The following is a 26,543-nucleotide window of genomic DNA, read 5'->3' on the forward strand; positions in this document are numbered from 1 at the left end:
TAGTCCGACCGAACGAAACCGGGAGCGTCAGCATGGCTGACGCTCCCGGATTCTGTTGCCTACCGAACCCTCTTGGGGTCAGTGGATCACGCTACGGGTTGGGCGCACCCCCCGTGCCGGGAGCACCGGCGGTGCCATCACCGCCCGGAGTGCTGCCGGTTCCGCCCTTTCCTGCGGTGCCGCCCTCGCCTGGGGTACCGGGAGCGCCAGGAGCGCCGCTGTTCGCAGCGGTCGTGGTGTTGGTTCCACCGACACCGCCTGCGCCTGCGTTGCCGCCAGCGCCGCCGTTACCGCCCTTGCCACCCGCACCGACAGTTCCCGATCCCGTGAAGAACGGGATGAAGCCGCCGCCGCCCGCCGCGCCGCCATTACCGCCGTTGGCTCCGTTGCCACCATTGCCGCCGTCGCCACCATCGCCACCGACACCTGCGAGAGCAGCGACACCGTTGGTGTCGCCGCCCGCGCCGCCGACGCCACCGTTGCCGCCAGCAGACCCGTTGCCACCCGACCCGCCGCTGCCACCGCTGCCGCCGGCACCGAACAGGAAGCCGCCCTTGCCGCCAGCTCCACCGTTACCGCCTGCTACACCGTCGATGCCTGCAGCACCGTTACCGCCACTACCTCCGTTAGCGCCGTAACTGCCAAAGGCGTCGCTACCGCCTGCGCCGCCCGCGCCACCGTTGCCACCACCGAAGAGGGCGTTTCCGCCGTTGCCGCCAGCTGACGCCCACAGCGCGTTCGTGCCGTCTCCGCCCGCGCCACCGTCGCCACCGTTACCGCCCTCGGGACCGCCGTTACCGCCATTGGCGCCGGGGAACTCACCTACCTGAGGCGTGAATGCCCCCGGGACCCCGTCGCCGCCGGCACCGCCATTTTGATTGCCCACGCCTGCAGCGCCGTTCGTGGCTTGCAGGGGCGGCACCGCCGTGCGGTCGGCGTCAGTACCGTTGGCAGCCGTGCTCGTGGTGGTGGGGTTTACACCGTTCGCTCCACTGGCGCCGTTGCCGCCGTTGCCGCCGTCGCCGATGAAGAGTCCGCCGTCGCCTCCGTTGCCGCCTGACTGCCCGGTGAGCAGCAGCGGCGTGTAACCGTTGCCGCCGTTGCCGGCGAACAGCCCGGCGTTACCACCGTTGGGGCTAGCCAGCGTCCCGTCGACACCGTTGCCGATGAAGATGTTGAGTCCGGGGATCAGCCCGGCGATGTCGAAGATCGGATCGAGCAGGGCCGCGCTGAGGCCGGACCCACCGAAGAAGTCCAAGCCCGGAATCTCGAACTGTGCGGGTAGCGGCGCGAGCGGAGCCGCTTGTGCGCCTGGAGCCACGAGCAAAGCAGCGACCGGGGCTGCCAGAAGTATTCCGGCGCTACCGAGCGCAGCGGTAGCTGCCATCGACGGACTGCGCCGACCGGCCTTCGTGTTACGACGAGTTGACATTGTGCTCCCCTGCGAGTTGTGACGCTTGACCACCAAGCATCAGCAACATAACAGCTGGTCAATGCCGTGAGACGGCGAGATTCCGAGCGGAATTAAAGGTCGTTGCCAAAGCAAACTTCGGCGACCAGCGGCCGCGGATGCTGCAGGAACGTCGATAAAAACTGTGGCGAGTGTCACAAAGTTCGCGCTGGATCGTAAAAGGCCTAGCAGAACGATCATGGGGTTTTGCCACCCCGCCTTCTTCGTGTCTGCGACCTGCAGTTACCTTGATGGGCTACGCAAATTCTCAGGCACCTCTCAGATTCTAGTTTGGCCGCGAACAAGATCGAACACGCCGAGGCGCGACACGCTCAAATGAGCCGAATTAGCCAGTGGCAAACTCAAAGATGGCTCTAGCAGGACATGACATCGGTTGCCAAACAGTTGCCACCGCCGCCCGGATCTCAGAGCCGAGGTCATGTTGACCGTGTCCCACACATGACCAGACACAAGGGACGAACCCAGCCGGGCGTTCGCCGCCCCTCAGGCGGCGAGCGGCGTGTAGGTCGTGGTGCGCTGACGAGCCGGCCGACCGATGCCCTGGGCGATGGCGACGAGTTCCTCGACCGACTTGGCCGACCCGTTCTCCGAGCCCGCCATCCGCGAGATGGTCTCCTCCATCAGCGTGCCGCCGAGATCGTTGGCACCGCCGTTGAGCATCACGCGGGTGCGATCGACGCCGAGTTTCACCCAGCTGGTCTGGATGTTGTCGATCCGGCCGTGCAGCATGATCCGCGCCAGCGCGTGCACGGCACGGTTGTCGCGGTGCGTCGGGCCCGGGCGCGCGCCACCGGCCAGGTACAGGGGCGAGGACTGGTGCACGAAAGGCAGCGGCACGAACTCGGTGAATCCGCCGGTGCGGTCCTGGATCCCGCGCAGCACGTTGAGGTGCCCCACCCAGTGCTTCGGGGTGTCGACGTGGCCGTACATCATCGTCGACGACGACTTCAATCCCACCTCGTGAGCCGTTGTCACGACTTCGATCCACATCGACGTCGGCAGCTTGCCCTTCGTCAGCACCCAGCGCACCTCGTCGTCGAGGATCTCGGCGGCCGTGCCGGGGATGGAGTCCAGCCCCGCGGCGCGCAGATCGGTCAGCCACTCGCGGATGGAGGTGCCACCGCGGGTGACGCCGTTGGAGATCTCCATGGGGCTGAACGCGTGGACGTGCATCGACGGCACCCGCGCCTTGACCGCGCGCACGATGTCGGCGTAGCCGGTCACGGGCAGTTCGGGGTCGATGCCACCCTGCATGCACACCTCGGTGGCGCCGGCGACGTGCGCCTCCCAGGCCCGGTCGGCGACCTCGGCGGTGGACAGCGAGAACGCGTCGGCGTCGCCCTTGCGCTGCGCGAACGCGCAGAACCGGCAGCCGGTGTAGCAGATGTTGGTGAAGTTGATGTTCCGATTCACCACGTACGTGACGTCCTCGCCGACGACGTCCCGCCGCAGCGAATCCGCCAGTGCGGCAACCGCATCCATGGCCGGTCCGTCGGCCGTCGCCAGCGCCAGATACTCGTCGTCCGAGCAGCCTGCCGGATCTCGCTCGGCGGACCGCAGCGCGGCCAGCACGTCGGTGTCTATGCGCTCGGGCGCGCGGGCCGCCAACTCCTCGACCTTCGCGCGGATCGACTCCCAGTCGCCGAAGGCGGAGTCCAGGTCGCTACGGGTCTCGGTACGGCGTCCCTCGGTGTCGATCGCGGCCTGCAAATCGGTGCGGCCGAGGGACTCGGTCGCCTCGTCCGGCTCCTGCCAGGGCCTGCCGACAGGGTTGACGTCACGCGCGAATCCGGTCTCCGGGTCGGCCAGCGCCGCGACGTGGCCGAACACGCGTGGATCGATCCACGCCGCGCCTGCCTGGACGTACTGCGGCTGTGCGGTGAGCCGCTCGACGAGGTCGTATCCCGCGTCCGCCGTCACCGTGGCCAGGTCGTCGAGCGCGGGCCATGGCCGCTCGGGGTTGACGTGGTCGGGGGTCAGCGGCGAGACGCCGCCCCAGTCGTCGACACCGGCGCCGATCAATGCGAGGCACTCCTCGCGCGACACCAGGTTCGGCGGAGCCTGGATGCGCACCTTCGGGCCCATCACCAGGCGAGTGACGGCGATGGTGGCGACGAAGTCGTCGAGACTCGCGTCGGGCACGCCGGCCATCGCGGTGTGGTCCTTCGCCCGGAAGTTCTGCACGATGACTTCCTGAACGTGCCCGAACTCCTTGTGCGACTTACGGATCGCGTGCACCGTCTCGGCGCGCTCGACGAGCGTCTCGCCGATGCCGACCAGCAGGCCGGTGGTGAACGGGATGGACAGCCGACCGGCGTCGTCGAGCGTGCGCAGCCGCACCTCGGGGTCCTTGTCGGGGCTGCCGTAGTGGGCGAGGCCCTTGTTCTCGAAGAGCCGGCGCGACGTGGTCTCGAGCATCATGCCCATCGACGGCGCCACGGGCTTGAGCCGCGAGAGTTCCGACCAGCTCATCACGCCGGGGTTCAGGTGGGGCAGCAGCCCGGTCTCCTCGAGGACCCGGATCGACATCGCGCGGACGTAGTCCAGCGTGGAGTCGTAGCCGCGCTCGTCGAGCCACTGCTTGGCCTCGTCCCAGCGTGCCTCGGGACGGTCGCCGAGGGTGAACAAGGCTTCCTTGCAACCCAACTCGGCGCCGCGGCGGGCGACGTCGAGAATCTCGTCGGGCTCCATGAACATGCCGCGGCCCTCGGCGCGCAGCTTGCCGGGCACAGTGACGAAGGTGCAGTAGTGGCAGGTGTCGCGGCATAGATGGGTGATGGGGATGAACACCTTGCGCGAATAACTGACGGGCAGCTTGCCCGTCGCACCGCGCCGACCTGCAGCCTCGAGACCCGCGTCGCGCACCCGCGCAGCACTCGCGCACAGATCCGCGAGGTCGTCACCGCGAGCGGTCAACGCGATGGCTGCTTCGTCGACGTTGAGGGCTACCCCGTCGCGGGCACGTCGGAGCACGCGCCTCATGGCCGCGGAACTCGGCTTGGCCGCATCCTGCGGTACGTCGTCTCCGGGGGGCCCGGACTTCGGGGGGACCACCGGATTGGGCAGTGCGGTGCCGCGCGGGGGGTTCAGAGCCACTCCCGTGTAACTCCGCGGTCGCCGGAAATCATCCGCACGCCCCACGCCCCGACATCACTGCGCCTGACATACGAGTCACAGTAGTCCGAGCACGATCGCCGAGGCGCTGCCCCTCATTCGATGCTGCAGATCCGCGGTGTATCAATCTTCGCTCGCGTAAATTGATCGGCGACGGAAACGAGGTCATGTGGACATGCCGATTCGACTGAGCCTCACCGCAGGCATGGCCATCATGACGGCGGCGACGCTAATCACCGTCTCCACGCCCGAGCCGGCACTTATGGCTCCGCTCTCCTCACCTCCCGTCGTACTGACTGCAGTCCCCCAGACGTCGGCGCTCCCGTACCTGGTCCGTCAGACACTCGTGCCGCCGAGTGCCGACGCACCGCTGCCGACGCTGCAGCTCTCACCCGTCACCAGCGCCTCGTCCATCGACAGCGCCATCAAGAACGCCTACGACTTCATCGAGCCGTGGGTGAGGTACGGCTTCGAGGTCGCCACGTACGCCGTCGGATGGGTTCCGGTGGTGGGCTGGCTGGCACCCCAGATCATGATCGTCTACGACTTCGGCGAACGGATCGTGCGCAGCATCGTGTTCAACGTCGCCGACTGGCTGGGCGGCCAGACGACGTTCATCAACGGCTTGACGAATGTCGTTGTGGACACGGTCAACTCGTTCATTCAGCTCGCGAATGACGAATTGGCGTTCTGGCTGCCGCCCCTGCCACCCATCCCGCCGATCGGAGGGTCGACCGCGGCGTCCGACGGGAGCGTTGTCAATGCCCGGTCGGGTGCACCGGCCCCACCGACCGACCCCGCCGAGCGCGACACCGCACCCCAGAGCGTCGACCGCGGTCCGGGAATTCTCGCAACCCCGGTGTCGGTCGTAGATGACCTCGACGCGACACCCCTCGCCGCCCCACCGGGAAGTGACACGACTGGCACACCCGGCGCCGCGAGGACCCGCACGGCGACCACCTCGGCGTCCGGCGACGTCCGCGCCCAAGGAGTGGTGCGGCCTAGCCCATCGACGTCGAACTCGGCACTCGGCGCCCCGGCCGCCACCCGAACCAGCAGGACCGACGCGACGCCGTCCGCCGAGTCCACCTCAATGCCTGAAGTTGGTCCTCCCGAGGCAGGGCCGAACACGGGCCGTCACGGGCGCGACGCCACGCGTGCCGAGTAGCAGCGGCCGAGCGCTACTTCCGGATGAGATCGAAGTAGGCACCGATGGTCTGCGGATCGCCACCACAGACTCCGGGGTTGTACACGCTCACGTTGCCCTTCCCGGTGACGGCATCCCACGAGTAGGTGGTCTCGCCGGGATGAGTGGAGCCGTCCTCGCAGCCGATGGCATCGAGACGGTTGACCCGCAGGGTCCAGCTGCCCACCGACAGCGCAGCGTCGGCTGCCCACGGCTGCAGATCCCCACCGGACTGGGACACCCGAACGCACGGGATGAAGCCATTCGGGTCCGCATCGGCACATGGCGACATGGTCCAGTCGTACGAGGCGCCGCGGACGTCGAGGGTGTACTGACCGTAGAGGTTGTCGTCCGCAGCGGCCTGACCCGGCACGCTCATGGTTGCCGCGGCAACGACGGACAGCATCCCGAACCCCTGAACGATCTTCTTCATTTCACTCCCGTTGATTTCGATGGCGACCACGACGTCCAAGGAATCGTAGGCGACGAGCAAACCGTTACGGCCGCGCATCCCGGCACAAGTTGGCGATTTCTTTTCGGGTCTGCTCGATGTTGGCCATCAACGTGGCTTGTGAGCCTGCGCTGTAGTCGGCACCGGCGAGCGAATTGATTCCGAAGTCCTGCAGGTCTCGCGCCATGGTGCGGAGGTAGGACGCAAGTTGATGGGGAGTCGTCGGTTCCAAGGAATTCAAGAGATAGATTCCGCCGCCCAGGAGCGACAAACGCGCATTCGCCGCAACGGCGGCGTTGGCAATCGGACCCGGCCCCAAATCCGCATTCGTGCGCAGCTGCACCGCTGCGCTGACGGTGTCGAACGCCGTACACGACCTGGCTGCCGAGTCCTTGGCAACCTCTCCCGACGGTTCTGGGGGGCCTGAAGACTGCGTCGCCCACACGGCCAGCGCCAACCCGATCACCGCCACCACCAGCGCAATCAGCGGAAGTCTGCGAGATGGACCGGGGGCGTCCGCGGGTGGCGTGGCGCGGTCCGACATCAGTCGACTATATCGGCCCACACCAGGGTGGCGGCGTCTTCGAAGTTTGCGGCGGAGTTGCCGTTGTCAGCCGTCTTTGCGCTACGTGACCGCTACGCTTGGCGGATGCTACAGACAACCTGGTCACCGACCACCAGGGCACTTTCAGTCGTAGTCGAACTCGTAAGCCTCGTCGCCGTAGCGGCACTGGTCGCGTCGTGTGGAGGTTCCACGGCGGAGAAGGAGGCCGAGGCTCCGCCGCAGACCGGCAAGGCGGTCCTGGTCAATGAGATCCCGCATGATCCGACGGCATTCACGGAAGGTCTGGTCCTCGACGGCTCAGTTCTCTATGAGAGCACCGGCGATTTCGGGAAGTCGACGATCCGGACCATCGATCCCAACACCGGGGCGGTCACGAATTCCGTCGCGCTGGAGCCGGACCTGTTCGGCGAAGGCGTCGCCGCGGTGGGTGACCGCTTGTGGCAATTGACCTTTCGCAACGGTTTCGCCATCGAGCGAGACCGAGCGTCGCTACGCGAACTGCAGCGAGTACCGATGACGGGTGAGGGTTGGGGCCTGTGTTACGACGGCTCCCGTTTGATTCGCAGCGACGGCACGGACACGTTGCACTTCCACGATCCCAACACCTTCGCCGAGACGGGCACGGTTTCCGTGACCATCGACGGCAAGCCGCAACGCAGGCTCAATGAACTCGAATGCGAGGACGGTCAAGTGTGGGCCAACGTGATGCCCTCCGAGCAGATCGTCCGGATCGATCCCGAATCGGGTGACGTGACGGCGACGGTCGACGCAGCCGGCCTGTTGGACCCGGTTCGACGCTCGAAGACGGATGTCATGAACGGAATTGCCGCCATGGGCAACGGGGAGTACCTCCTGACCGGAAAGTATTGGCCCTCCATGTTTCGCGTGCGCTTCGAACTTCAGTAGGCTCACGCGAGCGCCGCAGGTCCGAACTCGCGCCGCTGCGCGGCAAACCGCCCCATCAATAGAACTAGAGGAAGAACCATGCACGTCGTTGCATTCGCACCTGCCAGCTCCGCGGTACAGGACGAAAACGGGGGACTGCGCGTTGAGGGCTTCCCCATGACCAGCGCCCACGTCGACGTCTTCCCGCGACAGATCACGCTCCCGTTGGTCGTCGCGGTCTACGCCAGTGGGGGCACCGAACACGACCCCGTCCTCTACGTCGTCGCCAAGTCTCCCGAGGGAGAACGGTTGGGCTCGCTCGAAATCCGCTGGCAGTGGCCGGATACGCCGGGGGCGCCGCTCAAGCACTGGGTGACGACGCGACCGTTCCCCTTCCAGGTGACCGGGCCGGGTACGTACTCCATCGGCCTCTATGAGACGCCGGATGCCGCCGACACGGACGTCCTGTTCCCTCTGACGGTGTTGAAGTTCAACCCCTTGACCGCGCCGCGAAGCTGAGGTCAATCAGCCACTTGGGAACGCCGAAGACGAAGAAAGGGCGCCGCGAGTACGTACTCGCGGCGCCCTTTCTCATTCGATCAGGGACGGCTTTTCACAGCTCGTCTACTTGCACTGTTCGAGGACGACCTTGCGATCGGCGTCGGCATCGGACAGACGCGCGGCCTGCGCGGGGTCGGTATTGGGAATGCCTGCCAGAGCGTTCACCCCGATGATCTGCAGTGCGGTGGCGAAGCGCTCCGCGGGCTCGACCAGATCCGACGATCCACCCGTACCGATGCTGTCCTGGAGGTAGGAGCCTCCGCCGATCAGCGCCAGGCGCGCGTTGCCGGCGACCGCGGCCTGCGCGATGGGGTCTTGACCGAGGTTGTTGTTGGTCTGCGACTGAACGGCTCGACTCACGACGTCGAAGGCGCTGCAGATACGGGTCTTGGCATCGCCGCCGGCGCCGAGTCCCGCTTCCGTCGAGGCACTGCTGCCGGACGACTGCGCACTCACCAGCGAGTAGATGGCCACGGCAACTGCAACCACTGCCAACAGAAGTGCTGCCGGTGCGAGCCAACGCGGTTGCGGGCTCGACACGACGACGGGTTCTCTGTTGCTGGGCCGCGCGGCCGTCGTTGGCGTCGACCTCACTTCCGGGTCGTCACCGGATGGGACTGTGGGGTTTTCGTCTGCCATGACCGCGAGCATAGCGGGCGCCTCGAATCATTGGCTAACGCCGCCCCGTGGTGTCGCGGAAGGCTCGCGACACGTGGACCCCAACGCATTCAAGGCTCCTTTCACACGCAGACTGCGACTAAGTCAGCCGCAATTCGTGCACAGTCAAAGACCTTTGGTACGAAAAGAGCATTCGCGCCGCATCCGGTCGCAAACGACGGTGTCAATCGTGTAGATGTTGTGCGTGGGAACTCACGCCGACATGAATGCGGTCGCACCGGCCGAGAAGGCACGCCGCGCGATGGATCGTCGCCTCAAGCGGCGCGCGGTGGTGAAGGGCGAGATCACCATTCCCGCTGTGCCACACATGCTCCACGAATACGTCGCGATGTGTGTGGAGACCTTCGAAGCGGTTGGTTGCGCCTTCGACCCGACACAGCTGAGCAACCTCGAGGCTATCCTGCGCGAGCAACTCGACATCGCTTTCGCCGCGTCACCCAGGTCGGAGATCGTGCTCACCTACGAATCGCCGATCGGTACCGCGATGAATTACTTCGTACGTCCTCAGTGGTTGTCGCTGGAGGCGACGTACGACAACTGGATAGCCACCCGCGAGCCACCGTTGTTCGGAACGCATCCCGATGCCCGGGTGATAGAGCTGGCCGGACGGGCACCTGATCCGAGAGAGTTTCCCATTCTCGACATCGGCGCAGGCACGGGCCGCAACGCGCTGGCACTTGCGCGGCGCGGACACCCCGTCGACGCGGTGGAGATGACACCGGGATTCGCGGCCACGATCACCAAGGCGGCACGACAGGAGTCCTTGAGGGTCCGCGTCATCGAGCGCGACGTGTTCGCCTCCGTCGACGAACTACTCGACGACTACAAGCTGATCTTGCTGTCCGAGGTCGTATCCGACTTCCGTAGTCCCGAGCAGGTTCGCGGCGTACTCGAACTGGCCGTCCGCTGCCTCGCGCCCGGCGGTCACCTGGTATTCAACGCCTTCGTGGCGGCCGATGGGGTCGTCGTCGACGAGGCAATGCGCGAGATCGGCCAACAGATGTACACGAGCATCTTCACGCGCGAAGAACTCGACGCTGCTTCCTCGTCGCTGCCAATACAATTGATCGCCGACGACTCGGTGTACGACTACGAGCACGAGCATCTGCCATCAGAAGCATGGCCACCAACGAGCTGGTATGCCGATTGGACCACCGGTCGGGACGTGTTCGACCTGCCGCGCGAAGAGTGTCCAATCGACATGCGGTGGTTGGTCTATCGACGCACGTGACGCGGTCGCGCCTGCCTAGACGGGCGGCGCGATGGTGGTAGCGGCGTTCCTGGCGGTCGCGACGTCGGTGATCAGCTGCAGTTGATCCCGTGGCGCGTCGGCGTTGCTCTGCATGATGACGACCCCGCCACCCGGCGCCGGAATCGCCACGGTGGTCTGCACGATCGCGCGTTCGACGCCGTCTTCCCTGGTGAACGTTCCACCCTGCTGCCAGGCGTTGAAGCCACTGATCTGCATGGGCCGCGGCGCATCACCTTGGAAGTTATTCAGGTTCGCGACCTCGCCGAGCGCGTACGAGAACGCGTGTTCGGAGCCACGTCCGGTCAGCTTGTTCACGAGCGTGATCACGTTGGGTGGGTCTGCTGACATGGACGCGTCCGGGAGATACACCGCGTTCCATGCCCAGGATGGTGTCTGGCCGCCCGCGTCAGTCCATCCCGGGGGGACCGGAAGGTCGATGGTGGGTGCACCCGGATTCCCTGGCCGCAGAGCTTCTTCCGCCAGGTTGTTGTCCTTGATGAGGTCCGCGATCGTGTAGGAGTGGGGCCGTGGCGCGTCCGCAGGCGGTGCAGGTGGTGGTGGAGCGCCTGGAGTTCCAGAAGACGCCGTTGGGCCCAGGTTCTGCGGTGGAACAGCTGCTCTACTGGACGAACTCGCGTTGTTCTCTTCCGTCTGGCTGGAACCGCACGCCGCGCTGACCACGATGGCCGGCGCGAGGACCACCGCTAGGAGGGCGGCCCTACAGGATTTACCAAGCTCGCTCATCTGTTCTCTCCCAGGTTCTCAACGACTCGGGAAAGCATACTGGCGCAGCGCAATTCCGGTGCCATCTGCAGCGGCATGAGGTAGCGACCGCAATATCGAGTACCGCGCGCCGTCGATCGCTTCGAACGTGGATCGATCCCCGGAGCCGACCGTGGCCGGCCCCGGGGATCGATTGGTCATGCTTACTGCTGACGGTTAGCTGGTCGTGCCGCCGGGGACGCCACCGTTGCCACCGGTCGGACGGGTGCCGGGTGCACCCGCGCCCGATGCCGCGCCGCCGGTGCCATCACCGTTGACTCCGGTGCTGCCGCTCTTGCCACCGTTGCCACCGAGGCCGGGCTCGCCCGGATCGCCGTTGCTTCCGGCGCCAGCCTTCGCTCCGCCGGTGCCGCCAACGCCACCGTTGCCACCCTTGCCGCCGGTGCCGCCGACGCCGCCGACGCCGGGTGCGCCCGGGCTACTGAGGAACGGAATCAGGGCCCCGTTGCCGCCAGCGCCACCTGCGCCACCGTTGGCACCGTCGCCACCGTTGCCACCGTTGCCGCCGGCACCGCCGGCACCGCCGTTGGCATCCGGGTCGAGAACAGGAAGACCGGCGCCGGCACCGCCGTTGCCGCCCTTGCCCCCGAAGCCACCGTCGGAGCCGTTGCCGCCCTTACCACCGGCACCACCCGGGCCGCCGTTGCCGAAGATGAACCCGGAATTGCCGCCCGCACCGCCGACGCCGCCTGCGGTGCCGTTCACACCATTCGCACCGTTACCGCCTGCGCCGCCGGTGCCACCGTCTTCACCGAGGAGGGCGCCCAGGCCAAGCACTGCGTCCGCGCCGTCGCCGCCGGCACCGCCGTTACCGCCGCCACCAATGGCGTTGCCACCGTTGCCGCCGTTGGGACCGAGGATCGGCACGCCGTCGGCGCCGGGACCGCCGTTGCCACCGGGAGTGAGCGCGTCACCGCCGTTGCCGAGATCGCCGAGCACGGTGATGAGTCCGGGGAGTCCGTTGATTCCCTCCGGGTTCACACCATTCGCGCCCGCTCCGCCGGCACCGCCCGCGCCACCGTCGCCGATGAAGAATGCGCCGTCACCACCGCGACCGCCGTTGCCGCCGGCCACCGGACCGCCGAGGCCCAGCAGGCCGCTGGTCAACGCGCCGTCGGCACCCTTGCCGCCGTTGCCACCCTTGCCGAAGAAGAAGCCGGAGTTGCCGCCGTTACCGCCATTGGCACCAGCGGTCGTCGGGCTGAAGCCGTTGCCGCCATCGCCGAAGAAGATGCCGGCATTGCCGCCATCGGGCTGGATTGCAGTGCCGTCGCGGCCATCACCGAAGAAGAACGCGAACGGGTTGAGGAAGTCGAAGCCGCCGGCGAGCGCGCCGAGGCCACCGTTGCCGAAGATGCTGCCGAGGTCGAGGCCCAACTGCTGCGGGGCGAAGGTGACCGGCGCTGCCTGCGCGGCCGGCGCTGCGAGCAGGGTCACCGCGGGCGCGCCGAGGATCATCCCTGCGCCGCCGATGGCTGCCGCGACCGCTACCAGCGGACGGCGCTGCCGACGAGCGGCAGAAGTGGAGTGAGAAGTGGACATTAAGGAGGCCTCCTCGGCGCTAAGTACAAACCCGACTCCAGCAACCTAACACCGGCCGACGGTTACGTCACCAATACAGGCGAAGTTTTCGCAAATCATCCCCAATTTAAGTAGCTGGGTGTAGATCGGTACCTTTTTCCTGAGAATGCGTAGGACCGAGGGACCAGCCTGCCTGAGGAGATAGAGGGGACATCCAACCTGCTCCTGCCGCTTGCGATCCCGCACTCAAGAGCACCTACAGGCGGAGGCAACGAGCGACCGCTCGACGGCCTCAGGTTCCGCTAAGGCGCGTCTCAGACTGAGAGTTCGCCGGAGTCGATTCCTTGTCCGTCACGCAGACGCCGATCATTTGCCAACAGCAAACTCAAGGGCAAATTCCTTCAGGCGAGCTACAACGGACGTCGGAAGCGTCCGGATCGCCGCCTGACTTGGGCATGCCAAACGTGCGCGACGGACATGGCGATGCTCGTAGGCCGCGGCCGTTGAAGGGCGGCGCGAGAGCGTTCAGGAACCAGGCCCGCACCGTCCAACCCACAACGCGGATTGCGTTCAGGGCGCCGCTCTGACGTCGAACGTCCGCGAGGGAAGTCGAAGACCGACTCAGAACACCACTGTCTGATTACCGCGCCGGATGATCCGGTCTTCGCAGTGCCACAAGACAGCGCGGGACAACACCGCTCGCTCGACATCGGCCCCGAGCCGGACGAGGTCATCAACGCCATGCCGGTGATCGACGCGCACGACGTCCTGCTCGATGATCGGACCCTCGTCGAGGTCGGCCGTCACGTAGTGCGCAGTGGCGCCTACCAGTTTGACGCCCCGTTCCTTCGCCCGCCTGTAGGGGGCGGCGCCAATGAAGGCCGGCAAGAACGAGTGGTGAATGTTGATCAAGGGGCAGCCGACGTTTTCCAGGAACGGCGCGGTCACGATCTGCATGTATCGGGCCAGCACCACGAGGTCGACGTTGCCGTGCAGCAGATCGAGCATGCGCCGCTCGGCGTCCTCCCGAATCTCCTTGTGCGCCGGGACGTGGATGAACGGCACACCGAATGGACGCACCTGCTCGGCGAGGTCCGCGTGATTGGCGATCACCATTACCACCGACATGTCCAGCTCGCCGCGACGGTTTCGCCACAGCAGGTCCAGCAGGCAGTGGTCTTCCTTCGATGCCAAGATCGCGACCCGCTTGGGTCGGGCGGCCTCGGTCAGCCTGAACTCCATGTCGAACGGTTCGGCCACCTGCTCGGTGAACTTCCTCTGAAGGTCGTCCCGCGCTGCCGATAGTCCCGGCAGGTGAAAGATGGTGCGCTGCATGAACGTACCGCCGGTCTGCTGGGTCGAGTGCTGGTCGAGGGACACGATGTTGGCGCCCTCCGCTGCCAAGAAGGCGCTGACGGCGGCGACCAATCCGGGGCGGTCGGAGCAATGGAGGAGGAGCCGGCCCACGTCCCGCACGGGCAGCGTCGTCTCACCGGCGGGGTATTCGGTGGATGCCGTGCGTGTTGCGGTGTTCGTGCGCTCGCTCATGTCCCTGTGTTCTCCCCGTGATGCGCACCGCGGCGGTGCGGACTGTCGTCTACCTATGACAAAGACACCGGGCCCGAGGACCCGGTGTCTCTGTCAAAGCGATTGTGGTAAAGCCTGGGGGCGCCCGATGCTGCGACGCCGCCCAGGTTCAACCACTGTTACTGCTTGTTACTACTCCTCGCCGTCCGCACCGGAGTTGGTGGACGTGCCGGGGGCGCCAGCGGTGCCCGCCTTCGAGGTGGTGGTGCCGTCGCCATTGGCTCCGGCAGCGCCACCGGTGCCGCCCTTGCCACCAGCAGCGCCCTGGCCGTCAACAACGGTGGCAGGGTTGGTGCCGGGGGTGATGGCACCGGTTCCGGTGTTCACCTGCGAGCCCGCGGTGCCGGCCTTGCCCGGGGTGCCGGCGTTGCCGCCGCCGCCGCCGTTGCCACCCGCGCCACCGGTTCCGGCAGCGCCGTCGCCACCGACGAACGGGATCAGGCTGCCAGCGCCAGCCGCACCACCGGTACCACCTGCGCCACCGTTGCCACCATCGGCACCGGCACCGGCGTCGCCGCCGGAACCACCTGCGCCACCGGGCACGTCGAGGCCGAAGCCACCGTTGCCACCGTTGCCACCGTTGCCACCGTTGGCACCCTTGCCACCGTTGCCGCCACCGCCGGCGTTGCCGCCGTTGCCGCCGGTGCCGAACAGGAAGCCAGCCGCGCCACCTGCGCCACCGTTACCGCCTGCGCCACCGTCCGTGCCGTTGGCCGTAGAAGCCGCACCATTGCCGCCGTTGCCACCCAGGCCACCGCCGGGCGCGAAGAAGACCCCGTCAGCGCCGTTACCACCGGTGCCGCCGTTGCCGCCACCGGCCAACGCATCGCCGCCGTTTCCGCCGCCACCCAAGGTGGGAGCAACCACGGGATCGGCATCCGGATCGCCGCCGCCGACGATCAGCGGGTTGCCGTTGGCGCCGTTGCCGCCGTTGCCGCCGAGCTCGCCGCCGTTGCCACCGTTCTGGCCGGTGTTGGCCAGGCCGGAGCCACCGTTCTGCAGACCGGTGCCATTGGCTCCGGGCAGCGCGGTGGCGGTAGCCGTCGCGGTGTCGACCGCGACCGGGTTCACGCCGTTGATGCCGCCGCGGCCGCCGCCACCGGCTCCGCCGTTGCCACCGTTGCCGAAGAAGGTGGCGCCAGCGCCGCCGTTGCCACCGTTGGTGGCTTCGACGGGCTTGGAGGGATCACCGAGGGGGAAGGCCTCAGACGGGGCGTAGCCGCCGCTGACGCCGTTGCCGCCGTTGCCGCCCGAGCCGAAGAACAGGCCGGCGTTGCCGCCGTTGCCACCGTTGGTGCTGGTGCCGGTGACCGGATCGAACGTGCCGTTGCCGCCACGGCCACCGTTACCGATGAGGAGGCCACCGTTGCCGCCGGTGCCGCCCGCGACGGTGGCGTCTGCACCGTTGCTGATGAAGATATTCAGACCGGGGATCAGGCCGGCGATGTCGATGAACGGATCGAACGTCGACAGCGGGATCAGCTGCGCGAACCCGCCCAGGCCGCCGTTGCCGAACAGGCTGCCGAGATCTCCGAGACCGGGGATGTCGAACTGCTCGGGTGCCGCGACGACGGGAGCTGCCTGTGCCGCCGGAGCGAGCAGCAGACCAGCGGCCGGAGCCGCGAGAATCATTCCTGCGCCACCGAGAACAGCTGCCGCTGCCACCGTGGACTTGCGGGCCGCCCCCGCGGCGCCGTTGCGAACCTTGGACATATAAGTGAACCCCTTCAGACCGATGCTTGACCGTCAAGCACAAGCAACGTAGCACGGGCGTTTGGCGGAGGCCAGAATTTCTTGAATCGCGGAGATATTTTTCCGACAACCGACGTTGCCGGGAGCGGTCCCACCGCGCCGCACCTGAGAGGCGCCCGTCAACTTCGCACAGGTACCGCACGCTGGGCTTCTGCCGTAAAAGTCCACTTCAGATGTGGTGTTTCGTACCAAAGGTCTCATGAGTAACGGGCTCGAAACCGGCTCTAAAACTCGTTTGCACATGACTTCCTCAGCACCGCCTCAGGGAGCGGAATTCGCCGGAAGCACCCATCCATCCGGAACGCAACTGGTCACATCCGGGGTCCGAACTTTGCCTGTAGCAAAGTCCAGCGGGGGTCATTTGGCAGTCACGGTCGCCACGCGGCCAGCAACCCGATCGCGAACACGCACGGACCCGAGACCTGGGCAACGGATCGCCCCGCGCGGCGAAGTTTGACGCCACCGACAGTCGACTATTTGACGTTCCCGTAAACCAGTCGCGCACTGGCTCATACAGTCGTTCTCCGGGGATCCGCACCCTCTTGCGAACTCAACGACCGGCGCTGCGTGCATGGTTGCGCGAAAGGAGCAAAGAGGCCCGAGACTGCGTCTGCACGGCAGACCATTACGTTGGCGCCCCGCGGTGTCAGAGTGCTCGATGATGCATATGAGGAAAGGCGTCGGTTTTGCTCGGAATTCCGTACCAGTCGCCCTCAAACAGCAGGTGAAACGAGGGCACACCCGGAGAAACGTCACGGTGACGGTTGCTGCCTCCCCGGATCATGCCGCCGACCCCGTTTAGCTGGAAGCCGCAGCCCGATCCGGCACGACCACCCGGGTCCGCCGACTGATGAGAACCAGCGGTGGCGCGAGCCCCAGCGCGAGCATCACCAGCGGCCCCGCAGCCATGATATTGGGCCCGCCGAACACGATGTCGCCGCCAGGTCCGCCCAGTGACAGGCCGACGACCGTCACGAGCCAGGCCCACAGCGGCAATGCCGCCACCCGTACCGACGACGTCCACTGCCACGCGGCCCACACGAGCGCGAGGTTCAGCGCACCACTCACCAGCCCACTGATGGGTAGGGGGATCGCGCCGACGAAGAGAGGGAGAAACATAGAGCCCGCCACTGCGGACAGGACGCCGTCGAACGTCAGGACGCCGAGAACCACGGGCCGCTGCCAGCCCGGAGCGTCGTCGATCAGGTCGGGATGCTGTCGAGAAGGGCGACGAGGGAACCGGTGACCCACTGGAAGTTGTCCAGGCGGTCCTGCCAGTGCTGCAGGTTCGGATCGAGATCCGGGTCCATGGCCACCCCTTCGTCGCCGCCGGATGTCCCGGCCATTCGTACCGACTTACTTCTCGGGAGCGTACTCCCCTGGGCCGTACCTATCCGAGATTCAGCCCCGACAGCAGATCCGTCTCCCAGCCGCGCCCGTCGCGCTCCCCCGCCTCACCCGCTGCGAGGACGAAGTGCTCCTCGTGCAGAACAGGCTGCACGATGTCGTTGGACAGCACGAACGCCCGTCCGTCGGGACTGACGGTCACCTGGGTGGCGTGCGCGCCCATCGCGGCGATCTTCGCGTCCCGGCTCGCTGGCGCATCGATCACCGCGTCGATCTCACCGTCGTCGAACCGGAAGGGAAAGTCGTCGACCGGCAGCCGGATCCACGCCGCCGGCAGCTCGACGTCCGCGAGGTCCGCCAGACCGTCGGCGAGCGCGGAGTGCGACGTCACCGCCCAGTAGAACTTTGGCACCCGCCACGAATCGGCCGCCTCGGACACGGCCCCCACCGCGACATCGTGTGTACGGATGTGGTCGGGGTGGCCGTATCCCCCGTTCTCGTCATAGGACACCAGGACGTGCGGACGAACCGTGCGGATGATCTCGGTGAGCGCGGCGACGGGCTCGGCCAGATCCGCGTCCGCGAAGCGTTCCCCTCGACCCCGCGCGGGCGTGCCCGCCATCCCGGAGTCGCGCCAGCGGCCCGCTCCGCCCAGGAACACCGGCCCGTCGACGCCGAGTTCACCGAGCGCGGCGGTCAGTTCACCGATGCGGTAGCCGCCGAGCTGGTCGGCGTCGTCGGCGACGAGTCGCGCCCAACGCTCCCCGATCACCTCCCCCTCCTCCCCGAGGGTGCAGGTGACGACGCAGACCTCCGCGCCCATGGCCGCGTAGTGCGCGATGGTCGCTCCGGTCACCAGGGTCTCGTCGTCGGGATGGGCGTGAACGAAGAGAATCCGTGGGCGTTCCATTCGGACAAGATAGATTCACCCGGTGTCGCGGCGCGCATGCGAGTACTCGTGTGCGGTGGTTCTGATCGGACTGCTCGCCGGAGTGGCGGGCGCCCTGACCACCGTGGCGCTGCACGCCGTCGAGCACCTCGTCTACCACTACTCGTTCGGCACGCTGCTGTCCGGCGTCGGCGGGAGCAGCCCGGTCCGACGAGCCGTGGGCCCAATGGTGGGCGGCGCGCTCGCCGGAGCGGGCTGGTGGCTGCTGCGGCGGCGCGCCGACGTGCCGAGCCTGTCCGCCACCATCACCGAGCACCGGCCCATCCCCCGGCTGCGCATGGCCCTCGACGCGGGACTGCAGGTGCTGCTGGTCGGTTCGGGCGCATCGCTCGGCCGGGAGGGCGCACCGCGACAGCTGGCCGCCTCGATGGGCGATCTCGCCACGTCGCGGCTGTCCCTGACGCCCCGCGACCGCGAGATCCTTCTCGCGTGCGCCGCGGGCGCAGGCCTGGGCGCGGTGTACAGCGTCCCGCTCGGCGGCGCGCTGTTCGCGACGCGCATCCTGCTCGGGACGTGGCATCCTCGCGCCCTGGGCACCGCCCTCATCACGTCGAGCATCGCCGTGGCGGTCGCCGCGCCGGTCACGCACCTCGAGCACGCGCTGACGTGGCCGGACGCCGACGTCACCATCCTGCTCGTGTTCCTGGCGCTGGCCATCGCACCGTTCTCCGTCGCGGTCGGGTTCGCGTTCGACAAGGTGATGACCCTCGCACGGCCAAGGCCCCAGATCCGTTCGTGGACATTGATTCCCACGATCGCAGCAGCCGGGCTGGTGATGGGCGTGTGCTCCATCTGGCGGCCGGAGCTGCCGGGCAACGGCCGCAGCATCCTCACCGTCAGCGTCGACAGCGGGCTGACGCTCGGCGGCGCCGCGGTCCTCGTCCTCCTCAAACCTCTTCTGACGGCGCTGTTCCTTCGGGCTGGCGCGGTGGGCGGCATGATCACCCCGGCGCTCGCGACCGGTGCGGCCGCCGGCACCACGGTCACGCTCGCGCTCAATCATTGGGCAGGAACGGATCTCTCGGTGCCCGCGGTGTCGCTGGTGTGCGCCGCCGGTGTCTTGGCCATCACGCAGCGTGCGCCGATGTGGGCCGCGCTGTTCGTCTGGGAGCTCGCGCGTCCGCCGCTGTGGCTGCTGCTCGTCTTCGGCGTCGCCGCCTACGCCGCGCACGCCCTTCGGCTCGCCCGGGAGCGGAATCGCGAAAGGGCTAGCGCGGCTTCTTGATCCAGTCGCCGGCGTCACCGACGATGCCGACGGGCACGGCGCCGGTCAGGCTGACGTTCTGCACGCTCGGGCCGGCGGCCACGATGGTGGTGTCCTGCAGAATCGGCAGCACCGTCGACATGTTCCACAGCCGCGGCTCGACGGCGGTCAGCACCGATGCAATGTCCTCGCTGCCGTCCAGTGCCGCATCGATCTTCGGCTGGATGCTGCGGTCACAGATGCCGGTCAGGTTACTGGGGGCCTGGACGAGCTGATCGGAGTCCGGGGCCGGCGGCGGCGCACTCGTGGCCGTCGTGGTGGTCGCCCTGGTAGTTGAGGGTGTCGGGGAGCCGGTCGGGGGCGGCGTCGCAACTGCCGCAGCCACCAGAGCCGGACAGCCGTAACGTGATTCGAGCGCAGTGGCGAGGTCACCGCCGGCCTGATGCCACCCGACGATCGCGTCGACGCGGTTCTCGGTCAGCGCGTCGCCGTAGAGGGTCGGCGGGTCTAGCGCCAGCACCGACGCCGCGATCCCGACGCTGCGCAACTGGTCGGCGGCGGTGTTCGCGACGGCCACCGACGTCGGATCGTTGGCGGCGACGCCGAGCACCAGCGCCAACTGCTGGCCGTCCTTCGTGATGCGGTCGCGGTCGTCGGGCGGCGGCACCCCGGTCGTCGGCGGCGCGGGCGGCGATTCGGCGGGCTCGATGCCGTAGCCGGCCTGACCCAGTAGCGCGAGCGCGGCATCCCTGGTCATGGCGGGCGGCGACGTCGGCACGTACCCGGGATCCGACGGCGACCGCACCTGCGCCTGCGCCAACGTCACGGTGTTGTCGCTGCCTGCCCCTACGGCTGCGAGCAGGTCGACGTCGAGCAGACCGAGGACGGCCTTGCGGACCTGCGGGTCGACGAGCATCGGCTGCTGCGCCCGCAGCGTCAGCTGCATGACGCGCGGTGTGACGATGCGGGCGGTCCGGACGTCGGGGATCGCGCTGAGTTGGGCGAACGCCGCCTGGCCACCGTGCACCTGGGCCACCTGGGTGTCGCCGTTGCGGATCGAGTCGGCCAGTGCGGCGGGCGCACCACCGCGCCGGAACAGGATGAGGTCGGGCTTCGCGGGCTGCGCCCAGAAGCGGTCGTTGCGGGCCAGCAGGATCTCGTCGCGCTGCGGATCGATGCTCTCGACGCGGAACTGGCCACCCGTCACGGGCATCGCCCGAGCCAGCCCTGCAGCGAACCCGCCGGGCACGTCCTTCACGATGTGCGCGGGAAGCAGGTCGTTGAACAGTTCGCGCCACGCCGGGTAGGGCTGCGAGAACGTCACCACCGCGGTCTTGCCGCCCTCGACCGACTGCACCCCGGTGATCAGGTCGTAGCCGGCGGGGTCGACGACGCCGGGCTCGCTCACCATCTGGCGCCACAGGTACCAGTAGTCGTCGGCGGCGATCGGCGCGTTGTCGGTCCAGGACGCTTCGGGCCGGATCTTATAGGTGACGGTGAACTGCTCGCCGTTGGTGACCTCCGCCGACACCAGCAGTGAGGTGTCCAGTTCCCAGCGCGAGCCGGTCGACGACGCCGGGTCGGCGATCGGCCGGAACGAGCTGGGCAGCACCAGGGACGAGATGGCCGCGTTCACCGGCGACTGGTCCGACATCAGGTGCGGGTTGAACCCGGCGCCGATCGAGTCGATCGCCATGATGATCTGCGTCGCCTTCATCGGCGGCGGCGGCGTGCTCACCGTGGTGTCGGTGCTCTGCGGCGCAGGCGGCGGGCTGACCGTGCACGAACCGACCAGCAGCACGCAGGACAGCATGCCGACGACGGTCGATACGCGTCGCGTCTTCGTCGGCACGGTGTTCAGGTTAACGACCACCCGCACCGGATCAGTTGCGAGCCTTCGCGCGGGACTTGGCGCGGGCACGCAGCGAGGCGTTGAGTTCGACCTTGCGGACGCGGACGACCTCCGGGGTCACTTCGACGCACTCGTCCTCGGCGCAGAACTCCATCGCCTGCTCGAGGCCCATCTCGATCGGACGAGCCAGCGTCTCGAAGACGTCCGCGGTCGAGGACCGCATGTTGGTGAGCTTCTTCTCGCGGGTGGCGTTGACGTCGAGGTCCTCGGCGCGGGGGTTGATGCCCACCACCTGACCCTCGTACGTGTCGTCACCCGGCTCGACGAAGAACTGGCCGCGGTCGGACAGCTGCGTCATCGCGAACGGGGTGATCTTGCCGGTCCGGTCGGAGACCAGCGAGCCGGTGTGGCGGGCGCGGATCTCGCCGGCCCACGGGCGGTAGCCCTCGAACACCGCGTTGGCGATGCCGGTGCCGCGGGTCAGCGTCAGGAAGTCGGTGCGGAAGCCGATCAGCCCACGGCTGGGCACGACGAAGTCCATCCGCACCCACCCCGCGGCGTGGTTGGCCATCTCCTCCATGCGGCCCTTGCGGGCGGCCATCAGCTGGGTGACGGCGCCGACGAACTCCTCGGGACAGTCGATGGTCATCGCCTCGAAGGGCTCGTGCAGCTTGCCGTCGACGGTCCGGGTGACCACCTGCGGCTTGCCGACGGTCAGCTCGAAGCCCTCGCGACGCATCTGCTCGACGAGGATCGCCAGCGCCAGCTCGCCACGGCCCTGCACCTCCCACGCGTCCGGACGGTCGATGTCGACGACCTTGATGGACACGTTGCCGACGAGTTCGCTGTCGAGGCGGCTCTTCACCATCCTGGCGGTCAGCTTGTGGCCGGACACCTTGCCCGCCAGCGGCGAGGTGTTGGTGCCGATCGTGACCGAGATGGCGGGCTCGTCGACGGTGATGCGCGGCAGCGCGTGTGCGTGCTCGATGTCGGCGAGCGTGTCGCCGATCATGATCTCCGGCATGCCCGCGACGGCGACGATGTCACCGGCGATTGCCTCGTCGGTGCTGGTGCGCTCGACGCCCTCGGTGGCGAGCAGCTCGGTGATCTTCGCGTTGGTGATGACGGGATGCCCGTCGACCTCGCGCATCCACGCAACCTGCTGGCCCTTGCGCAGCTTGCCCTTGTAGATGCGGACCAGGGCGAGACGGCCGAGGAACGCCGACGCGTCGAGGTTGGTGACGAGTGCCTGCAGTGGCGCCTCGGGGTCGCCCTGCGGCGGCGGGATGTGCTCCATGAGGACGTCGAACAGCGGGTCGAGGTTCTCGCCGTCGGGGTTCTCGCCGTTGGCGGGTTCGGTGGTGCTGGCGATGCCGGCGCGGCCCGACGCGTACAGCGTGGGCAGGCCGAGTGCGAACTCGGCGGCCTTTTGCGCTTCCTCGTCGAGATCCGACGCGACGTCGAGCAGCAGGTCGTGACTCTCGGAGACCACCTCGGCGATGCGGGCGTCGGGGCGGTCGGTCTTGTTGACGCAGACGATGACCGGCAGGTGCGCGGTCAGCGCCTTGCGGAGCACGAAGCGGGTCTGCGGCAGCGGGCCCTCCGACGCGTCGACCAGGAGTAGGACGCCGTCGACCATCGACAGGCCGCGTTCCACCTCGCCGCCGAAGTCGGCGTGGCCGGGCGTGTCGATCACGTTGATCACCGTCATGGTGCCGTCGGCGTTGTGACGGTGCACGGCCGTGTTCTTGGCCAGGATGGTGATGCCCTTTTCCTTCTCCAGGTCACCGGAGTCCATCAGGCGCTCGATGGCGTCGTCGCCGCGATGGCTGAGCGCGCCGGATTGCCGCAACATCGCGTCGACGAGGGTCGTCTTGCCATGATCCACGTGCGCGACGATGGCTACGTTACGAAAGTCTTGGGGCAAATCCACATCACTGATTGTCGCAGCGTGACTATCCATTCGCGAAAACGTGCAGAACCATGGGAGAGGCCGGAGTTGGTCGAGAAGTTCGCTGGGGTCAAGGCGAAGAAGAAGTGCTGTCGCTCGAAGCCCCGGTGCAAGCGCTGCCCGCTGGTCCTGCACAAGGTGCACAAGGCCGAACTGTCCGGCATCCGTGGCAAGGACCTCGAGAAGGTGTTCAAGCGCGCCCGAAAAGCCTGATGACGTGCGGCGATGCGACTTGAGTACGTAGCCGGGGCCGTCACCGTCGACTGTGTGGCGGGAGCTGGGACGTAGCTGCAATCGTTCTTCCGCCGGGTCGCCAGGTTGCGCGCGCGGCCCTCTGAGCGTTCTTCGATCGGGACTGGTTGCGACGACCGCCCTGTGTGCCGCATGTCACCCGGCGGGAATCGTCCGTCGGCCCCTCAGACCTGGCCTGATCGCAACATCGCCGCCAGGTTGGGCAGCCATCCGCGGTCGGCGGGCACCCAGTCGACACTCGCCAGATCGTCGGCGCCGACCCATCGCAGCGCCCTGTGGTCGTGCGGTGTGACGGTGCCCGCGACGAGGGTGACGCGATAGGCGCGCAAGGTCATCGATCGCGGCAGTGGGACGTCCTCGCCCACTTGCAGTCCGACGGTCACCTCGACGCCGAGTTCCTCTCGGAGTTCGCGGACGAGCGCCTGCTGGTCCGACTCCCCCGGGGCGGCCTTGCCCCCGGGGAGTTCCCACAGGCCGGCGAGTTCGGGTGGGCGGGCGCGCTGGGCGACGAGCAGGGCGTCGCCGTCGACGAGGGCTCCCGCGACGACGACGACGGGTTCGGTTTCTGTGGTGATGTGGTCAAGCTACGTGACGACCGTCAGCACCTCTCGAATTCCGCGGACAGTTCGAGTTTCAGCGGGATGCGGACGTGCAGTGTGCCCGTGCGGGTCGCCGACGGCGACGCATGCACGTGCCCGCCTTTGAGCGACAACTCGCGACAATTCGGTACCACCACGAACCACGGGCCACCCACCGTCACCGGTTGTCGCGACTTGTCGCTACGAGGCGGGCAGAGGCGCCGTTCTGCTCCCGGCGCGACCGATCCCGTCGACCGACCCTGGTGTCACGGCACGGCAGACGGTATACCCGAGTAATGGCTGTACTCACGGACGAACAGGTGGACGCCGCACTATCCGACCTCAACGGCTGGAAGCGGGAAGACGGCGCGCTGCGTCGCTCGATCGACTTCCCGGAGTTCCTCGTCGGTGTCGACGCGGTGCGCCGCGTGGCACAGGCGGCCGAGCAGCAGGATCACCATCCCGACATCGACATCCGTTGGCGCACCGTCACGTTCGCGCTCGTCACGCACTCCGAGGGTGGCATCACCGACAAGGACGTCGACATGGCGCGCGAGATCAACGGGATCGTCGGCGGCTGAGCCCGATCCATCCGAGCGTCGCGAGGGTGGCGGCGGCGTAGACGAGGCCGGCCCACGCCAGGTACCAGGGGCGGCCGATCTCCCAGATCGTCGGCTGCGCGAAGCTGAGCAGCCAGGGCACGCCGACGATCGTCAGCGCCAGCCACCCCCAGCCGAGCACCCGTGCACCAATCCGATCTCGCAGCGGTCCGTGCAGCAGCCAGATCATCAACGGGATCAGCCACACCCAGTGGTGGGTCCACGAGATCGGCGATAGCAGCAGCCCGAAGAGTTGCACGACGAGGATCCCGCCGAGCCGATCCGACGCCCCGCCGATCGCGCGCCACGCGCAGACGGCCAGCACCGCCGTGACCAGAACCGCCACCAGGACGGCCGGCCCGTATCCGGCGTCGTACCCCAGGATTCGCGAGATGCCGCCGCGCCAGGACTGGTTGAACGACGTGCCGATCGGACCGATGCGACTCGCGTCGCCCAGCAGGTCGGTGAAGTAGAAGCGGGCCTGCTCGCCGAGCACCAGCAGCGACACGCCGACCGTCGCAAAGAAGACCACCCCGGAGAACAGCGCCGCTCCCCATCTCCGCGCGCCGAGGAAGTAGAGCCCTGCCACCGCCGGCGTCAGCTTCACCCCCGCCGCCAGTCCGACCAGCAGTCCCGACAGCCACCACCGGCTGCTGTAGACCGCGCACAGCACGGCGAGCACGAGAATCACGTTGATCTGGCCGTAGTCGAAGGTGCTGCGCAGCGGCTCGGTCCAGATGCCGACCGCGGTCCAGAGCATGGCGCTGCGGTGGGCCTGCACGCCGAGGAGTCGCAGGCTCAGCCACGACACGCCGTAGAGCGCGGCGATGATTCCGATCTGCCATGCGAACGACAGCACGCCGAACGGCAGCAGATGCAGCGGCTGAAACACGACGGCGGCGAACGGTGGGTAGGTGAAGGGCAGCGGGAAGTCCGGCGTCTGGTCGGCGTAGACGAAGTCGTAGAGCGACTGTCCGGTCCCGACCGTGGCCGCCCCACCGACGTAGACGTGCAGGTCCACGAAGTTCGCGCCATTGGGAACGAGGTAGGTCCAGGCCAGTCGGGCGACGACGCTGAGCGCCAGTAGCCAGGGCGCCGCGCGCAGCAGGCGGGTCCTGGTGGGGGTCTCGGCGGACGCCGTGGGCGGGAGGTCAGTTATCCGCCCGACTCTAGCGACCGGTCACGCTCAGCCGACGTGTGCGTAACGGTTGAATAAATGCCACACGTGTCACTTGAGTAACACCAGTAACTCCGTAGCTTCGGTTGCAGACGTGCCGACAACCGATTGGGAGAACCATGAACATCGCCAGAAAACTGTTCGCCACCAGCATGATTGCTGCTGCAGGGACAGTCGGTGCCGCAGTGGCGCTGTCCGCACCCGCGTTGGCTGAGCCCGCCCCGGCTCCGGCCCCCGCAATGCCGACGATCCCGGGTCTGCCGTTCCTCGATCCGGTGGCACAGGCGCCGCAGATGCTGCAGGCACTGGGCTCCGTCCTGACGGGCACCGCCGCGAAGCCGGTCGCCGCGCCGGCCCCGGCTCCCACCGCCGCGGTGACGCTGCCGCAGCCGGGTTCGCTGCCCGCACCGCTCAACGCCATCGCGGCGCCGCTGACCGCACCCGCGGCCGGGGCACCCGCGGCCGCGCCGGCACCGCTGGCCGAGGTCAACCTGCCGCAGGCAGCACCCGCGCCGCAGCCCGCCGCACCGCTGGCCCAGGTCAACCTGCCTCAGGCGCCGGTTGCTCCCGCCGCTGCGCCCGCCGCCGCGGCCGCCCCGAGTGGTCTGGCCTCGCTCCTGCCCCCGGGCATCCCGCTGGCCGGCCTGCTGCCGACCAACCCGGTCGCCACCGTCCCGGCCGCGGCCGCACCCGCGGTGGCCGCCGCACCTACGGCCGCATCGGCCGGCGCTGCCAGCTTGGAAAGCCTTGCGCCGCTGATGTTCCCGACCTCCGGCCTGCCGTGATCGTCAGCTGACACCACGTAATCGTCCATAAGACACTCGGAAT

At 67.8% G+C, this 26,543-nt stretch carries 25 protein-coding genes; 9 read left to right on the forward strand and 16 right to left on the reverse strand.

What is annotated here, in order from left to right:
- Positions 1-91: 91 nt before the first annotated feature.
- Positions 92-1,258: a PGRS repeat-containing protein gene (locus G6N64_RS26820; protein ID WP_174266888.1), complete on the reverse strand. Its 1,167-nt coding sequence runs from the start codon at positions 1,256-1,258 to the stop codon at positions 92-94.
- Positions 1,259-1,954: 696 nt separating this feature from the next.
- Positions 1,955-4,567: a bifunctional FO biosynthesis protein CofGH gene (locus G6N64_RS26825; RefSeq protein WP_163800827.1), complete on the reverse strand. Its 2,613-nt coding sequence runs from the start codon at positions 4,565-4,567 to the stop codon at positions 1,955-1,957.
- 193 nt (positions 4,568-4,760) lie between these two features.
- On the opposite strand from G6N64_RS26825, the gene G6N64_RS26830 reads away from it, so the two are divergent.
- The gene (locus G6N64_RS26830) at positions 4,761-5,753 is read left to right on the forward strand and encodes a hypothetical protein (protein ID WP_163800828.1); all 993 of its coding nucleotides are present in this window, start codon (positions 4,761-4,763) and stop codon (positions 5,751-5,753) included.
- Positions 5,754-5,766: 13 nt separating this feature from the next.
- Here G6N64_RS26830 and G6N64_RS26835 read toward each other — a convergent pair whose 3' ends face one another.
- Both G6N64_RS26835 and G6N64_RS26840 read right to left on the reverse strand, forming a co-directional pair.
- A complete protein-coding gene (locus G6N64_RS26835; protein ID WP_163800829.1) occupies positions 5,767-6,204 on the reverse strand; it encodes a hypothetical protein in 438 nt (145 codons plus the stop codon).
- A 64-nt stretch (positions 6,205-6,268) separates the two neighbouring features.
- Positions 6,269-6,766, reverse strand: coding sequence for a hypothetical protein (locus tag G6N64_RS26840; protein WP_163800830.1), 498 nt, complete (start codon positions 6,764-6,766; stop codon positions 6,269-6,271).
- A 105-nt stretch (positions 6,767-6,871) separates the two neighbouring features.
- Between G6N64_RS26840 and G6N64_RS26845 the strand changes: the two genes are divergently transcribed.
- Together G6N64_RS26845 and G6N64_RS26850 are read left to right on the forward strand one after the other, a co-directional pair.
- A complete protein-coding gene (locus G6N64_RS26845) occupies positions 6,872-7,693 on the forward strand; it encodes a glutaminyl-peptide cyclotransferase (RefSeq protein ID WP_163800831.1) in 822 nt (273 codons plus the stop codon).
- Between the two features lie 156 nt (positions 7,694-7,849).
- Positions 7,850-8,191, forward strand: a complete 342-nt coding sequence (locus tag G6N64_RS26850) for a hypothetical protein (protein ID WP_246230821.1) — start codon at positions 7,850-7,852, stop codon at positions 8,189-8,191.
- 105 nt (positions 8,192-8,296) lie between these two features.
- Here G6N64_RS26850 and G6N64_RS26855 read toward each other — a convergent pair whose 3' ends face one another.
- Positions 8,297-8,884, reverse strand: a complete 588-nt coding sequence (locus G6N64_RS26855; protein ID WP_163800833.1) for a hypothetical protein — start codon at positions 8,882-8,884, stop codon at positions 8,297-8,299.
- Positions 8,885-9,113: 229 nt separating this feature from the next.
- Here G6N64_RS26855 and G6N64_RS26860 point away from each other — a divergent pair, with 229 nt between their 5' ends.
- The gene (locus tag G6N64_RS26860) at positions 9,114-10,142 is read left to right on the forward strand and encodes a class I SAM-dependent methyltransferase (protein WP_197748395.1); all 1,029 of its coding nucleotides are present in this window, start codon (positions 9,114-9,116) and stop codon (positions 10,140-10,142) included.
- Between the two features lie 15 nt (positions 10,143-10,157).
- Here G6N64_RS26860 and G6N64_RS26865 read toward each other — a convergent pair whose 3' ends face one another.
- Positions 10,158-10,760 carry an LpqN/LpqT family lipoprotein gene (locus G6N64_RS26865; RefSeq protein ID WP_246231337.1) on the reverse strand — a complete coding sequence of 201 codons (603 nt, stop codon included), beginning with the start codon at positions 10,758-10,760 and terminating at the stop codon, positions 10,158-10,160.
- On the opposite strand from G6N64_RS26865, the gene G6N64_RS30350 reads away from it, so the two are divergent.
- Entirely contained in the window at positions 10,691-10,840 is a 150-nt protein-coding gene (locus G6N64_RS30350) for a hypothetical protein (RefSeq protein ID WP_246231372.1), read from the forward strand. The genes G6N64_RS26865 and G6N64_RS30350 overlap by 70 nt on opposite strands.
- 262 nt (positions 10,841-11,102) lie before the next feature.
- Here the strand turns inward: G6N64_RS30350 and G6N64_RS30545 are convergent, their stop codons facing one another.
- The 6 genes from G6N64_RS30545 to mshB all read right to left on the reverse strand — a co-directional run bounded on the left by G6N64_RS30545 (position 11,103) and on the right by mshB (position 18,063).
- On the reverse strand, positions 11,103-12,488 hold the full coding sequence (locus tag G6N64_RS30545) for a PGRS repeat-containing protein (RefSeq protein WP_163800835.1): 1,386 nt from the start codon (positions 12,486-12,488) through the stop codon (positions 11,103-11,105).
- Positions 12,489-13,088: 600 nt separating this feature from the next.
- A complete protein-coding gene (gene purU / locus G6N64_RS26875) occupies positions 13,089-14,015 on the reverse strand; it encodes a formyltetrahydrofolate deformylase (protein ID WP_163800836.1) in 927 nt (308 codons plus the stop codon).
- 171 nt (positions 14,016-14,186) lie between these two features.
- Positions 14,187-15,767, reverse strand: a complete 1,581-nt coding sequence (locus tag G6N64_RS26880) for a hypothetical protein (protein ID WP_163800837.1) — start codon at positions 15,765-15,767, stop codon at positions 14,187-14,189.
- An 837-nt stretch (positions 15,768-16,604) separates the two neighbouring features.
- Positions 16,605-16,925 carry a hypothetical protein gene (locus tag G6N64_RS26885; RefSeq protein WP_308206581.1) on the reverse strand — a complete coding sequence of 107 codons (321 nt, stop codon included), beginning with the start codon at positions 16,923-16,925 and terminating at the stop codon, positions 16,605-16,607.
- 83 nt (positions 16,926-17,008) lie between these two features.
- Positions 17,009-17,152: a hypothetical protein gene (locus tag G6N64_RS26890; protein ID WP_163794999.1), complete on the reverse strand. Its 144-nt coding sequence runs from the start codon at positions 17,150-17,152 to the stop codon at positions 17,009-17,011.
- 44 nt (positions 17,153-17,196) lie between these two features.
- On the reverse strand, positions 17,197-18,063 hold the full coding sequence (gene mshB, locus G6N64_RS26895) for an N-acetyl-1-D-myo-inositol-2-amino-2-deoxy-alpha-D-glucopyranoside deacetylase (protein WP_163800839.1): 867 nt from the start codon (positions 18,061-18,063) through the stop codon (positions 17,197-17,199).
- Positions 18,064-18,085: 22 nt separating this feature from the next.
- Here mshB and G6N64_RS26900 point away from each other — a divergent pair, with 22 nt between their 5' ends.
- The gene (locus G6N64_RS26900) at positions 18,086-19,327 is read left to right on the forward strand and encodes a chloride channel protein (protein ID WP_163800840.1); all 1,242 of its coding nucleotides are present in this window, start codon (positions 18,086-18,088) and stop codon (positions 19,325-19,327) included.
- Here the strand turns inward: G6N64_RS26900 and G6N64_RS26905 are convergent.
- The gene (locus tag G6N64_RS26905; protein WP_163802144.1) at positions 19,311-21,119 is read right to left on the reverse strand and encodes an ABC transporter family substrate-binding protein; all 1,809 of its coding nucleotides are present in this window, start codon (positions 21,117-21,119) and stop codon (positions 19,311-19,313) included. The two genes, G6N64_RS26900 and G6N64_RS26905, sit on opposite strands and share 17 nt — an antisense overlap.
- A 70-nt stretch (positions 21,120-21,189) precedes the next feature.
- Complete coding sequence (gene typA, locus G6N64_RS26910) at positions 21,190-23,085, reverse strand: translational GTPase TypA (RefSeq protein WP_197748396.1); 1,896 nt, start codon at positions 23,083-23,085, stop codon at positions 21,190-21,192.
- Positions 23,086-23,157: 72 nt separating this feature from the next.
- Between typA and G6N64_RS29985 the strand changes: the two genes are divergently transcribed.
- On the forward strand, positions 23,158-23,322 hold the full coding sequence (locus G6N64_RS29985) for a hypothetical protein (protein ID WP_174266889.1): 165 nt from the start codon (positions 23,158-23,160) through the stop codon (positions 23,320-23,322).
- Positions 23,323-23,525: 203 nt separating this feature from the next.
- Here the strand turns inward: G6N64_RS29985 and G6N64_RS26915 are convergent, their stop codons facing one another.
- Positions 23,526-23,936 (reverse strand): (deoxy)nucleoside triphosphate pyrophosphohydrolase, encoded by a 411-nt coding sequence (locus G6N64_RS26915; protein WP_163802145.1) that lies wholly within the window; start codon positions 23,934-23,936, stop codon positions 23,526-23,528.
- 299 nt (positions 23,937-24,235) lie between these two features.
- Between G6N64_RS26915 and G6N64_RS26920 the strand changes: the two genes are divergently transcribed.
- On the forward strand, positions 24,236-24,520 hold the full coding sequence (locus G6N64_RS26920; RefSeq protein ID WP_163800842.1) for a 4a-hydroxytetrahydrobiopterin dehydratase: 285 nt from the start codon (positions 24,236-24,238) through the stop codon (positions 24,518-24,520).
- Here the strand turns inward: G6N64_RS26920 and G6N64_RS26925 are convergent.
- Entirely contained in the window at positions 24,498-25,697 is a 1,200-nt protein-coding gene (locus G6N64_RS26925; protein ID WP_163802146.1) for a mannosyltransferase, read from the reverse strand. The two genes, G6N64_RS26920 and G6N64_RS26925, sit on opposite strands and share 23 nt — an antisense overlap.
- A gap of 137 nt (positions 25,698-25,834) precedes the next feature.
- On the opposite strand from G6N64_RS26925, the gene G6N64_RS26930 reads away from it, so the two are divergent.
- Positions 25,835-26,500, forward strand: a complete 666-nt coding sequence (locus G6N64_RS26930) for a hypothetical protein (RefSeq protein ID WP_163800843.1) — start codon at positions 25,835-25,837, stop codon at positions 26,498-26,500.
- Positions 26,501-26,543: the final 43 nt, after the last annotated feature.

This window comes from Mycolicibacterium sediminis, from assembly GCF_010731735.1.
Taxonomy (GTDB): Bacteria; Actinomycetota; Actinomycetes; order Mycobacteriales; family Mycobacteriaceae; genus Mycobacterium; species Mycobacterium sediminis.